This window comes from Laedolimicola intestinihominis (assembly GCF_040096155.1).
In the GTDB taxonomy this organism is placed as follows: domain Bacteria; phylum Bacillota; class Clostridia; order Lachnospirales; family Lachnospiraceae; genus Laedolimicola; species Laedolimicola intestinihominis.
Genome location: NZ_JBBMFE010000007.1, coordinates 24014 through 36032 on the forward strand (window position 1 = coordinate 24014; position 12019 = coordinate 36032).

Below are 12019 nucleotides of genomic sequence, written 5' to 3' on the forward strand. Positions count from 1 at the left end.
CACGAATTCAATGTAATTATAGTATAAAGCACTTCATTTGTCATCCTAAAGTTCCGACGGCGCGGGCTCTGCTGAATTACCTGATTTTTCACTGGCGCAGGCTCTGCCGAATCGCCGCCTCTTATTCCAGCGGCGCGCCGGTATTCCCACAGAAGTATTCTTTACATCGCAGCCCGAACAGAAATTCCGACACATTGAACTTTCTCATTCCGCTGTGCGCCTCCGCCTGATACTTGTTCATAGAAAAATATGCCCGCGTCATTTCCACCTCTGCGGTTCCTTCCTTTACTGCCTTCAGCATCGGGCCCGACGCGTCGGTAGACAGCTCATAAAGATAGCTGGTTTGATCGTGGGCGATATTGTAGGAGGCAATCCAGGCGTCCATGTGGCTGAAGGACAGAACCAGATACAACACGGCGACCACTGCCACGCTGTAGTGGATCATTGGAAAACGCTCCTGATAAATGCTCCGGATCACGCCCGCAAACAGCACCGCCAACACCAGCAGCGCAAACAGCACCAGTACCCGAAGCCGAGTTAACTGATAGGCCTGAATGTACAGGAACATCCGGCAGGCCGAGGAAATGATCAGGATGTACGTGCAGGCGGAAAGGAAGGTCAGCATGATTTTCAGCGCTGTATTTTCCCGGAAAAAGCTTAAGGTCACCAGCACCAGCATAAGATTCAGCCCGCTGACAAACAGAAGCTGGAAGAAGCCCTGTCTGGCAAATCCTGCGTAGGAATATTCCGCCGGCAGGGTGAAGCCGCCGGTGAACAGATAGGAAATCTGTACCATACAGAACAGCAGATATACGACGCCAATCACAGCCAGCACCGTAATCGCTAAAACCGGCTCCTGGGTGCGCAGATCCTTTTCTTCCGTCTGAGGCTTTCGGTTCTTTACAGCACTGTAGATGCCGAAGAAGAACATCAGACCCCAAAGAAACATCAGTGTCATAAGGAGCAGCTTCGTCGGAAGGATGATACGGCTGAGCACCCGCACCACCCAGTCGAACGCGCCGCCCAGCATCTGATCGAAGACCGCGTCGGCGGAAATCAAAAGCGGCAGAATCAGGCAGAGCAGGGTTACGCCCACCAGAATGCCCAGGATCACATAAATCAGTTTCCCATTCTGCTTCTTTTCACCGGCTCCGGCCTGCTCCTTCCACACTCTCCGGCTTTTGGCCAGCTCCGGGAACACCGTGAAAAGATGGGCCAGTGTCATCATTGCCAGCTCCCATAAACCGCCCACATAGCGAAATACCGTCCATTTTTGATCCTCATAGCCATCATGCAGAAGCAGAATGCCAAACAATACCCAGACCGCCAGCTTATTGCACCAGATGATGATGAAATTGCCGGTCAGAAAGGTAGATATTCCCAGAAGCAGAATGGCCAGCATATAAAGCTTCGAGTCTTTTTTGATCGATCGCCCGGCCTGCTCCATCAGGCACTGATACATCATAAGCATCCCGGTCAGGAATACCGGATACAGCACGCCTGAAACATTGTCATACAAACAGAAAACATAAAAAAGCGAAAATCCAAACAGTAATTGCAGATGGCTGAACTTTTCCAGCTTTTTCGACAGCTTCATGTTAGAATTCCTCCTCACTGACCTCCGCGCCGTCACCCTCCGGAACGTATTCCAGAATATCGCCGGGCTGACAGTCCAGCGCTTTACAGATGGCGTTCAGCGTTGAAAACCGTACTGCCCTTGCCTTGTTATTTTTTAAAATGGACAGATTGGCCATGGTCACGTCTACCTCCTGGGAAAGCTCCGTGAGGCCGATTTTCCGCCGGGCCATCATCACGTCCAGATTGATACGAATTGACATCTCAAATCCCCCTATATGGTTAAATCATTTTCCAGCTTGTAGGTAACAGCCTGATCGAAGACATCTGCCAGCACCCGGCTGAACAGCCCCGCGATCAGGAACACCAGCACCTCCACCATAGCCGCCGGGGTCATCGCCAGAAATAATCGAATCACGGTCAGTCCCGCAATGCAGAAGCTGTAAACCGACATTCTCTTCAAACTGGTTACGTTCTTCTCCACGAAGCAGTCGGAAGCAAGAACCGTCCGGAACATAGAGCGGAGCTCCCGGATAATCAGCACCGCGAAAATGCCGGAGAGAAACAGGAACACCAAAAGCGGCAGGTAATACCGCCGATACTCCGGAAAATAGTCTCCCAGGATTTTCAGGGAAACCGGAAGACTGAAAGCCGCCAGAATCCCCGCCCAGAGCATGAAATCCAGAAAAGCCTTTGTAAATTTCGTCACTTTCATAATTACCTCCTGTAATGAAATTACGTTAAAAAAAATAGTAAGATACAGCTATCCCTTTCAGATACCTGTATCTTACCACTTTATTTATTGTTTTTCAATATGTTTTTATTGATTTTCGATATTTTATTCTTCCGTTTCAGAATTCTCAATCTCTTCCACAGAATCGTCCTTGTTCATCTGCTCCCGCACCTTCGCGATACTTGCGACCGATACATTTTCGGAATCCACGTTCATAAGCTTCACGCCGGATGCGATACGGCCTACGATGGAAATACCGCCGCAGGGAATCCGGATAATGATTCCCTCTGTGGTAATCAGCATTACCTCATTGTCCTCGTTGACTGCCTTAGCGCCGACCACATTTCCGGTCTTATCGGTGATCTTATAGCACTTCACGCCCTTGCCGCCACGGTTCTGTACCGTAAACTCATCCATGCCGGTTCGCTTACCCAGACCCTTTTCGGATACTACCAGAAGATACTCGCCCTGGCTGCGCACCTGCATAGCCACGATTTCGTCCTGATCGGTCAGATTCATACCAATGACGCCCATGGACGCGCGGCCGGTGGCTCTCACGTCTGTCTCGCGGAAACGGATGCACATACCATACTTGGTAATCAGGAATACGTCCTGCTCATTGTTGGTATATTTTACCTCGATCAGCTCGTCATTATCTCGGAGGTTGATCGCAACCAGTCCGGATTTCTTCACATTGGCGTATTCCCGGATAGCCGTTTTCTTCACCAGGCCGTTTCTGGTGGCCATGAACAGATACTTGCCTTCCTCGTACTCCTTGATGGGAATCACCGCTGTGATCTTCTCTCCCGGCTGCAGAGACAGAAGGTTGATAATCGCGGTTCCTCTCGAAGTCCGGCTGGCCTCCGGAATCTCATAGCCCTTCAGACGGTAAACCTTACCGGTATTGGTAAAGAACATGATGTAATGGTGGGTAGTGGTCATCATCAGATCCTCAATGTAATCCTCATTGATGGTCTGCATACCCTTGATTCCCTTGCCGCCACGGTTCTGGCTTTTGAAATTATCCGTGGTCATACGCTTGATATAACCCAGATTGGTCATGGTAATAACCACGTCCTCCTCCGGAATCAGATCCTCCATGGACAAATCAAATTCGTCAAAGCCGATGCTGGTCCGGCGATCGTCGCCGTATTTATCTGCAATTACGGTAATCTCTTCCTTGATGACGCCCAGCAGCTTTTTCTCATCTGCCAGAATTCCCTTCAGGTAATCAATCTGCTCCATCAGCGCCTTATATTCTGCCTCCAGCTTCTCCCGTTCCAGACCGGTCAGTGTACGCAGACGCATATCTACGATAGCCTGTGCCTGTACATCGTCCAGTTCAAAGCGATCCATCAACTTCTGCTTCGCCTCCGGCGTAGACCGGGAGCCGCGGATAATCCGGATTACTTCGTCGATATGATCCAGGGCAATCAGCAGACCCTTTAAGATATGGGCGCGCTCCTCCGCCTTGTTCAGATCGTATCTGGTACGGCGGGTCACTACGTCTTCCTGGTGAAGCAGATAATACTTCAGCATATCCAGAAGATTCAGCACCTTCGGCTCGTTATTTACCAGAGCCAGCATAATCACACCGTAGGTATCCTGAAGCTGTGTGTGCTTATACAGCTGATTTAAAATTACATTGGCGTTGGCGTCCTTACGGAGCTCAATGTTGATCCGCATGCCTTCCCGGCTGGATTCATCGCCAATGTAGGTGATACCGTCGATCCGCTTCTCCTTTACCAGCTCGGCGATCTTCTCGATCAGCCGCGCCTTATTGACCATATAGGGAAGCTCTGTTACCACGATACGGCTCTTGCCGTTGCTCATGGTCTCTATATTGGTAACCGCGCGCACCCGGATCTTGCCCCGGCCGGTACGGTATGCCTCCTCAATGCCGCGGGTTCCGAGAATCTCCGCGCCTGTGGGGAAATCCGGTCCCTTGACAATCTTTAAGATTTCTTCGATGGTGGTATCCCGATCCTCTTCGATCCGGTTATCGATAAGCTTCACCACCGCCTTTACCACCTCGCGCAGGTTGTGGGGCGGAATGTTGGTGGCCATGCCGACTGCGATACCTGTGGTTCCGTTGACCAGCAGATTAGGGAAACGGGAGGGCAGCACAGCAGGCTCCTTCTCGGTTTCATCGAAGTTCGGTACAAAGTCTACGGTATTTTTATTGATGTCCGCCAGCATTTCCATGGAAATTTTACTCAGGCGGGCCTCTGTATATCGCATTGCCGCAGCGCCGTCACCGTCCACGGAACCAAAATTTCCGTGTCCGTCTACCAGCGGATAACGGGTGGACCAGTCCTGGGCCATATTAACCAGGGCTCCGTAGATGGAGCTGTCTCCATGGGGGTGATATTTACCCATGGTATCGCCGACGATACGCGCGCACTTTCTGTGGGGCTTATCCGGTCCGTTATTCAGCTCGATCATGGAATAAAGCACACGCCGCTGTACCGGCTTTAAACCGTCCCGGACATCCGGAAGGGCACGGGCAGCGATTACGCTCATGGCATAATCGATATAACAATCCTCCATGGTCTTTTTCAAATCCACGTCATGGATTTTGTCAAAGATATTGTCTTCCATTTTCTATTCTCCCTTACTAGGTTACGGACGTTCAGCCGCGCCAGGGCTGAACTGTTAAATGTCTAAGTTTTTCACGTATTTTGCGTTGGTTTCGATGAATTCCCGTCTCGGCTCTACCTTATCGCCCATCAGGGTATTGAAGGTCAGATCGATCTCCGCGGAATCCGCGTCCTCCATGGTTACGCGCTTCAGGATACGCCGCTCCGGATCCATGGTGGTCTCCCAGAGCTGCTCGGCGTCCATCTCACCCAGACCTTTATAACGCTGGATCTTGTTGTTGGTATCACGGCCTACCTCATTCAGAATATCGGCAAGCTGCTGATCACTGTAGGCATACCAGACCTTTTTGTTCCGCTCCAGCTTATAGAGAGGCGGCTGGGCCAGATATACATAGCCCTCCTTGATGAGATCCGGCATAAATCTGTAAATAAATGTAAGAAGCAAGGTGCTGATATGCGCGCCGTCCACATCGGCATCGGTCATCAGAATGATCTTGTGATACCGAAGCTTGCTGATATCAAAATCATCATGAATACCGGTACCAAAGGCGGTAATCATAGCCTTGATCTCCGCATTGGCGTAAATCTTATCCAGACGGGCCTTTTCCACGTTCAGAATCTTACCGCGCAGGGGCAGGATCGCCTGGGTCGCGCGGGAACGGGCCGTCTTGGCGGAGCCGCCTGCGGAATCTCCCTCTACGATGTAGATCTCGCAGTTCTCCGGATTCTTATCAGAGCAGTCTGCCAGCTTTCCGGGCAGAGCCATACCATCGAGAGCGGTCTTTCTTCTAGTCAGGTCGCGGGCTTTTCTCGCTGCCTCACGGGCACGCTGGGCCAGAATGGATTTTTCCAGAATCACCTTGGCTACCATGGGATTCTGCTCCAGGAAAATCATCAGCTGCTCGGAAACCACGTTATCCACGGCTCCACGGGCTTCGCTGTTACCCAGCTTCTGCTTGGTCTGACCCTCGAACTGGGGCTCGCCGATCTTAATGCTGATGATGGCAGTCAGTCCCTCGCGGATATCATCGCCGTTCAGACTGGGCTCGCTGTCCTTCAGGAGCTTATTTTTCCGCGCGTAATCATTGAAGGTCTTGGTCAGCGCGTTTTTAAAGCCGGTCAGATGGGTGCCACCCTCCGGAGTATTGATGTTATTTACAAAGCTGTAGCAGTTCTCCGTATAAGAATCATTGTGCTGCAGTGCCACCTCTACAACCACATCATTTACCGTACCCTCGCAGTAAATGATCTGATCGTACAGGGCCGTCTTTGATCGGTTCAGGTAGCTTACAAACTCCTTGATACCGCCCTCATAACAGAACTCCTTCTTGTACTGGGGCTCCTGGCGATCATCACGGAGAATGATATTCAGGCCCTTGGTCAGAAAAGCCATTTCCCGCAGACGTACCTTCAGCACATCATAATCGTAAACAGTCTCCTCAAAGATCTCTTTATCCGGCAGAAAACTTACCTGGGTACCGGTTTTCTCCGGATCGCATTCTCCGATTACCTTCAGCGGCTCTACCACATGGCCTCTCTCATACCGCTGGAAATAAATCCTGCCCTCGCTGCAGATACGAACCTCCAGCCATTCGGAAAGAGCATTGACTACGGAGGCTCCTACGCCGTGCAGACCTCCGGACACCTTGTATCCTCCACCGCCGAACTTTCCGCCTGCATGAAGCACGGTAAAGACTACCTCCACCGCCGGAATGCCGGCCTTGTGATTGATTCCCACCGGAATGCCGCGTCCATCGTCAGTAACTGTAATAGAATTATCCTTCTGAATCGTCACGTCAATATTTTTGCAGAAGCCTGCCAGGGCCTCATCCACGGAATTGTCTACAATCTCATAAACCAGATGATGAAGTCCACGGGAGGAGGTGCTTCCAATGTACATACCAGGTCTCTTCCGGACTGCTTCCAGTCCTTCCAAAATCTGGATTTGATCTGCTCCGTATTCTGCGCTCATTTCCAATCCTCCTATTGCTTATTTTAAGTTCCTAATTTTCGCTGTATACAGCGCCCTCGACCACACGGAAAACCCGGTTGATCGAAAACCTGTGATTTACAAACTCATCCAGACCCGTACAGGTTATCATGGTCTGAATATCATGAATACTGTCTAATAAATAGTTTTGCCGGTTATGATCCAGTTCAGACAACACATCGTCCAAAAGTAAAACCGGCGTATCGTGAATCACCTGTTTGACCAGTTCAATCTCCGATAACTTCAGGGAAAGGGCCGCTGTCCGCTGCTGTCCCTGGGAACCGAATTTCCGAATATCGACACCGCCGATGGCGAACATCAGATCGTCCCGATGAGGACCCACATTCGAGGTCTTCATGCGGATATCCCGATCCCGACTCCGGGTAATAGCATCGTAAAGCTCCTCCGCTCCCACATGTTTCTCGTAGGAAAGCGTCAGCTCCTCTTTACCGCCGGAAAGCTTTTCATGGATTCCGCGAATGATTTCTCCCAGAGACTCAATAAACGCATTCCTGCTTTCAATGATCTTTTTACCATATTCTGCCATCTGTATATCCCAGATATCCAAGGTATCCTTAAGTTCTGGCCGGAAGCTCAGATCCTTTAAGAGCTTATTGCGCTGCACCACGATGCGGTTGTAGTTGGCCAGATGGTGAAGATATACTTTATCAAGTTGACATAACTCCATATCCAGGAATCGGCGGCGCTCCCCGGGACCCTGTTTGATAATGCTTAAGTCCTCCGGAGAAAAAAATACAAAATTGGCAATGCCGAAAAGCTCGCTGGCCTTCCGAATCGGTACCCCATTGATGGCGATGCCCTTGGTCTTGTTTTTCTTCAGGTGAATATCAATCTGATATTCGATCTCACCCTTTTTCACAAAGGTTCGAAGATGCCCTTCGTCCTCGCCGAAAAGAATCATATCCCGATCCCGGCTGCCCTTGTGGGATTTAGTGGTTCCGCTTAAATACACGGCTTCCAGTATATTCGTCTTTCCCTGAGCATTGTCGCCGTAGAAAATGTTGGTTTTTGCATCAAAATGAAGCTGTAATTCCCTGTAATTTCGGAAATTCTTCAGTTCCATGGATTCAATGATCATACGATTTTATAATCCTGCCCCTGATAGGTAAAAATATCGCCCTTGTGGAGCTTGCGGCCTCTGCGCTCCTCCACTTCGCCGTTTACCTTTACATTGCCGTCCACGATCTCGTACTTAATATCCGATCCCAGGGAAAGGATACCGGCCAACTTCATGGCTTGGCCCAGCCGGATAAATTCATCGCGGATCGCTACTTCGATATATTCCATAATATCTCCTTTATACAGAAGCGCTGCTGAAGTTTACCGGAAGAATCAGATAAATATAAGATTCCTTCTCATCCCGGATAAAGCAGGGCGCTTTGGGATTTACCAGATACAAGGTCACCATTTCGTCGTCGATGACGCGCAGGGCGTCGATCATAAACTTCGGATTGAAGCCGATCAGAATGTCCTTACCCTCTTTTTCTATGACGATCTCCTCGTTCATGGAACCCACGCCGGAGGTCAGCTTCAGGCGCATTTCTCCATCCTCGATCTGGATGATGATGGGCTTCTTGTCACTCTCGCGGATCAGCAGGGTCGCACGATCGATACAGTTCAGAAGTTCCTTCTTATTGACCCTTACCTTGGTCTCATAATCCGTGGAAAGCATCTGCTCGATGCGGAAATACTCGCCCTCGATCAGACGGGATACCACGGTGGTCTCATCAAACTCAAATACGATGTGATTCTTGGTGAAGAACAGATTCACCAGAGCGTCCAGCTCGCCGGAAAGAATCTTGCTGACTTCGATCAGAGTCTTGCCGGGTACGATCACCTTTCTCGGCTGATATTCCCCTTTCAGCTCCAGATTCCGGATGGATACACGATGACCGTCCAGAGAAACCACCTTTAAGTGGCTGCCACTGATCTCAAAGAGCTCACCGGTCATCATTTTATTGCTTTCATTATCAGAAATGGAAAAAATAGTCTGTTTAATTACTTCCCGGAGACTGAACTGAGAAACTACCACCGGCTCCGCCTTTTCAATATAAGGAAGATAAGAAAAATCCTCACCGGATTTTCCTGCGATGCTGAAGCGCGCCTTTTCACAACAGATCAGCATCTGGAAATTAGCGTCGGTTTCAATGGTAACGTCATTGTCCGGAAGCTTTCTTACGATTTCGGAAAAAATCTTGGCGTCAATGGCAATGATTCCTTTTTCCCGGATATCTCCTTCGATCACGGTTTCAATACCCAGCTCCATATCGTTGGCTGTCATTTTGATCTGTCCTGCAGATGCATCAATTAAGATGCATTCCAGAATGGACATGGTTGTCTTGGAAGGAACTGCTTTCAAAACAATATTAACACCCTTTAAAAGGTCTGTTTTTTTGCAGACAAACTTCATAATGTGTATAACTCCTTTCAGATGTTCCCCGGAGGGGGATATAGATAAATATATAAAATAATCCGTCGTATCCGTAGTAGGGACTGTGAATATGTTGATAAGTGGTCTGAGGCCTTTAAAATCAAGGCTTCAGGCAAAGGATAACTATGTGAAAAAGTACTGTATAACTGACCCTGAACGGAAGGGGTTATACACATGGCCCAAACCGGCAAAAGGTTTTCCCCACAGGATCAACATACTTGTCCACAGCAAAATGTTGATAAGTCCGTGGATCAGTTGGGGCTTATTTTTTTTCGGATAGTTCCGATGGTGCGGATAGTGGAATCATTGTTCTGTAGTTCCTTTTCGATTTTCTCAACCCCGTGCATGACAGTGGTGTGGTCGCGGCCCCCCATGATGTCGCCGATTTTCTTCAGCGTCGTGCCGTTTTCCTTGCAGAGGTACATGGCAATCTGACGGGGGTAGGCGATATTGGCGGTACGCTTGTTGCTGTAGATGTCGGCGGGCGTAATATGGAAATGCTCCGCCACGATCTCGATGATCAGCTCCGGCGTCACTTTCCGGCTCTCGCCCGGAGAAATAATATCCTTGATGGCTTCCTCAGCCAGCAGCATATCGATAGGCCGTTTTTCCAGGGTGGAAAGGGCGATCAGACGGTTGAAGGCACCCTCCAGCTCACGGATGTTGGACTTGATATTCGTAGCGATATAGGTAATGATGTCGTCGTCGATATGATAGCCTTCCAGTTCTTCTTTTTTCCGCAGGATGGCCATTCTGGTCTCGAAATCCGGGGAAGACACATCGGCGATCAGACCGCATTCAAAACGGGTCCGCAGACGTTCCTCCAGCGTCTCAATATCCTTGGGTGGCCGGTCACTGGAGATGATGATCTGCTTATTGGCCGTGTGAAGGGCATTGAAGGTATGGAAGAATTCCTCCTGCGTACTCTCCTTACCGATGATGAACTGCACGTCGTCGATGAGCAGTACGTCGATGTTGCGGTATTTCTCACGGAAGCGGGTCATACCGGAGGGATCGCCCATTCGCAGAGTTTCGATCAGCTCGTTGGTGAAGTACTCACTGGTGACGTAGAGCACTTTCATATTGGGATTTTCCTTTAAAATATGGTTGGCAATGGCGTGCATCAGATGGGTTTTTCCCAGTCCTACGCCTCCATGCAGGAAAAGAGGGTTATACACTTTACCGGGTGTCTCGGCAACGGCCAGGGACGCGGCGTGGGCAAACTTGTTGTTGCTGCCGACCACAAAGGTGTCGAAGGTAAACTTCGGGTTGATATTGGATTTTTCAAAATCCGGACTGTTCACCGGGCGCTCTGCGGGCGCAGCGGAAGAAGAAGCAGGCACTTCCGTGATTTTCTGCTCCATGGCTTCTTTCTCAGTGATGAATTCTACTTCGTATTTCTCGCCGGTAAATTCGGCAATGGCCACAAAAATCGGCGTCTTAAATTTGGAATTCAAATACGTAATCATCTGTTCGCCCATGGGAACGATGATCTTCACTACATGATTGTCAGTGCTGTAGACTGTCAGTGGGAGCAGCCAGGTCTCAAAGGAAATATCCGAAAGCTCATGCTCCTTCCGGACGTGTTCGAGAATTTCGCTCCATTTTTCTTTTATCAGATTCATCATTTATCTCCTCAGTGCCCTTTTTCACGAATTTTACGCAAAAAGAGCAATTTATCCTATAATCAATAATATACCAAATCCGGACGGCGATCAAGCAGAAAAATCAGGTTATCCACTTATTATCCACATTTTATCCACATCTTGTGGATAACTCAAAAACAGCCACAAGATATATAAAATCCGGGAAGAAAATGAATTTTAGCGCCAAATTGCTTGACTTTATGGGCTTTTATGAATATAATTGAAATGATATTTTGTAGATAGGAGGTGTAGGCACCATGAAGATGACATTTCAACCGAAGAAAAGATCCAGAGCAAAGGTTCACGGATTTAGAGCTAGAATGAGCACTCCTGGCGGAAGAAAGGTATTAGCTGCCAGAAGATTAAAGGGAAGAAAGAAATTATCCGCGTAGGCCGCATATATGTGGCCTTTTTTTCTCTTTAAGTTTGTAGAGACTTTAAGTGGAGAGTGTATGAGGTATCCGCATTCAGAATCTTTGAAAAAGAACCGGGATTTTCAGCTTTTATATAAGGAAGGAAAGTCCCGTGCCAACCGTTATCTGGTACTATATGTGAAGGAGAACGGTCTGGAGAAGAATCGTCTCGGTGTTTCTGTCAGCAAAAAGGTTGGCAACAGCATTGTGCGGCACAGAATCACCAGATTGATTCGGGAAAGTTACAGACTGCATGAAGACATGTTCAATAGTGGTTTGGACATGGTAGTCATCGCAAGGGTCAGCGCGAAGGATCGGGGAATGAGAGAGATCGAAAGCGCGCTGCTTCACTTGGGAAAGCTTCAGGGAGTTTTAAAAAAAGAATGAAAATTGTATTGATCAGATTGATTCAATTTTATCAGAAATATCTATCGCCGATGAAACGTACAAAGTGTCCTTATTATCCCAGCTGCTCTCAGTATGGTCTGGAAGCTATTCAGAAATACGGAGCTGTCAAAGGAAGCGTTCTTGCCGCCTGGAGAATTTTAAGATGCAACCCGTTTTCCAGTGGTGGATATGATCCCGTACCATAGTTAAGGAGGATTCATTC

12 protein-coding genes are annotated in these 12019 nt (G+C 48.9%); 3 read left to right on the forward strand and 9 right to left on the reverse strand.

The window, feature by feature from the left end; genetic code table 11:
* Nucleotides 1–121: 121 nt before the first annotated feature.
* The 9 genes from WMO29_RS08825 to dnaA form a co-directional block, all read right to left on the reverse strand.
* On the reverse strand, nucleotides 122–1597 hold the full coding sequence (locus WMO29_RS08825) for a DUF4153 domain-containing protein (protein WP_349164552.1): 1476 nt from the start codon (nucleotides 1595–1597) through the stop codon (nucleotides 122–124).
* Nucleotide 1598: 1 nt separating this feature from the next.
* Entirely contained in the window at nucleotides 1599–1838 is a 240-nt protein-coding gene (locus WMO29_RS08830) for a helix-turn-helix domain-containing protein (protein WP_349164553.1), read from the reverse strand.
* A gap of 11 nt (nucleotides 1839–1849) precedes the next feature.
* A complete protein-coding gene (locus tag WMO29_RS08835; protein WP_349164554.1) occupies nucleotides 1850–2290 on the reverse strand; it encodes a DUF2975 domain-containing protein in 441 nt (146 codons plus the stop codon).
* Nucleotides 2291–2413: 123 nt separating this feature from the next.
* Nucleotides 2414–4909 carry a DNA gyrase subunit A gene (gyrA, locus tag WMO29_RS08840; RefSeq protein WP_178038075.1) on the reverse strand — a complete coding sequence of 832 codons (2496 nt, stop codon included), beginning with the start codon at nucleotides 4907–4909 and terminating at the stop codon, nucleotides 2414–2416.
* 54 nt (nucleotides 4910–4963) lie between these two features.
* Nucleotides 4964–6880 carry a DNA topoisomerase (ATP-hydrolyzing) subunit B gene (gyrB, locus tag WMO29_RS08845; protein ID WP_178038074.1) on the reverse strand — a complete coding sequence of 639 codons (1917 nt, stop codon included), beginning with the start codon at nucleotides 6878–6880 and terminating at the stop codon, nucleotides 4964–4966.
* Nucleotides 6881–6911: 31 nt separating this feature from the next.
* A complete protein-coding gene (gene recF, locus WMO29_RS08850; RefSeq protein ID WP_349164555.1) occupies nucleotides 6912–7997 on the reverse strand; it encodes a DNA replication/repair protein RecF in 1086 nt (361 codons plus the stop codon).
* Complete coding sequence (locus tag WMO29_RS08855; protein WP_178038072.1) at nucleotides 7994–8206, reverse strand: RNA-binding S4 domain-containing protein; 213 nt, start codon at nucleotides 8204–8206, stop codon at nucleotides 7994–7996. Before WMO29_RS08855 ends, recF begins: the two co-directional genes overlap by 4 nt.
* A 10-nt stretch (nucleotides 8207–8216) precedes the next feature.
* Nucleotides 8217–9329, reverse strand: a complete 1113-nt coding sequence (gene dnaN, locus WMO29_RS08860) for a DNA polymerase III subunit beta (protein WP_349164556.1) — start codon at nucleotides 9327–9329, stop codon at nucleotides 8217–8219.
* Nucleotides 9330–9601: 272 nt separating this feature from the next.
* On the reverse strand, nucleotides 9602–10975 hold the full coding sequence (gene dnaA / locus WMO29_RS08865; protein WP_349164557.1) for a chromosomal replication initiator protein DnaA: 1374 nt from the start codon (nucleotides 10973–10975) through the stop codon (nucleotides 9602–9604).
* 278 nt (nucleotides 10976–11253) lie between these two features.
* On the opposite strand from dnaA, the gene rpmH reads away from it, so the two are divergent.
* Genes rpmH through yidD form a run of 3 tightly spaced genes read left to right on the forward strand, consistent with a single transcriptional unit; the run spans nucleotide 11254 to nucleotide 12002 of the window.
* Complete coding sequence (gene rpmH / locus WMO29_RS08870) at nucleotides 11254–11388, forward strand: 50S ribosomal protein L34 (protein WP_158361287.1); 135 nt, start codon at nucleotides 11254–11256, stop codon at nucleotides 11386–11388.
* A gap of 60 nt (nucleotides 11389–11448) precedes the next feature.
* Nucleotides 11449–11796, forward strand: a complete 348-nt coding sequence (gene rnpA / locus WMO29_RS08875; protein WP_349164558.1) for a ribonuclease P protein component — start codon at nucleotides 11449–11451, stop codon at nucleotides 11794–11796.
* Nucleotides 11793–12002 (forward strand): membrane protein insertion efficiency factor YidD, encoded by a 210-nt coding sequence (yidD, locus tag WMO29_RS08880; protein ID WP_178038069.1) that lies wholly within the window; start codon nucleotides 11793–11795, stop codon nucleotides 12000–12002. The genes rnpA and yidD overlap by 4 nt, the downstream gene beginning before the upstream one ends.
* The last annotated feature ends 17 nt before the right edge of the window (nucleotides 12003–12019 follow it).

Coding starts and splice junctions, on each gene's coding strand:
- WMO29_RS08825 (WP_349164552.1), bottom strand. CDS start 1,597: ATGAAGCTGTCGAAAAAGCTGGAAAAGTTCAGCCATCTGCAATTACTG.
- WMO29_RS08830 (WP_349164553.1), bottom strand. CDS start 1,838: ATGTCAATTCGTATCAATCTGGACGTGATGATGGCCCGGCGGAAAATC.
- WMO29_RS08835 (WP_349164554.1), bottom strand. CDS start 2,290: ATGAAAGTGACGAAATTTACAAAGGCTTTTCTGGATTTCATGCTCTGG.
- gyrA (WP_178038075.1), bottom strand. CDS start 4,909: ATGGAAGACAATATCTTTGACAAAATCCATGACGTGGATTTGAAAAAG.
- gyrB (WP_178038074.1), bottom strand. CDS start 6,880: ATGAGCGCAGAATACGGAGCAGATCAAATCCAGATTTTGGAAGGACTG.
- recF (WP_349164555.1), bottom strand. CDS start 7,997: ATGATCATTGAATCCATGGAACTGAAGAATTTCCGAAATTACAGGGAA.
- WMO29_RS08855 (WP_178038072.1), bottom strand. CDS start 8,206: ATGGAATATATCGAAGTAGCGATCCGCGATGAATTTATCCGGCTGGGC.
- dnaN (WP_349164556.1), bottom strand. CDS start 9,329: ATGAAGTTTGTCTGCAAAAAAACAGACCTTTTAAAGGGTGTTAATATT.
- dnaA (WP_349164557.1), bottom strand. CDS start 10,975: ATGAATCTGATAAAAGAAAAATGGAGCGAAATTCTCGAACACGTCCGG.
- rpmH (WP_158361287.1), top strand. CDS start 11,254: ATGAAGATGACATTTCAACCGAAGAAAAGATCCAGAGCAAAGGTTCAC.
- rnpA (WP_349164558.1), top strand. CDS start 11,449: ATGAGGTATCCGCATTCAGAATCTTTGAAAAAGAACCGGGATTTTCAG.
- yidD (WP_178038069.1), top strand. CDS start 11,793: ATGAAAATTGTATTGATCAGATTGATTCAATTTTATCAGAAATATCTA.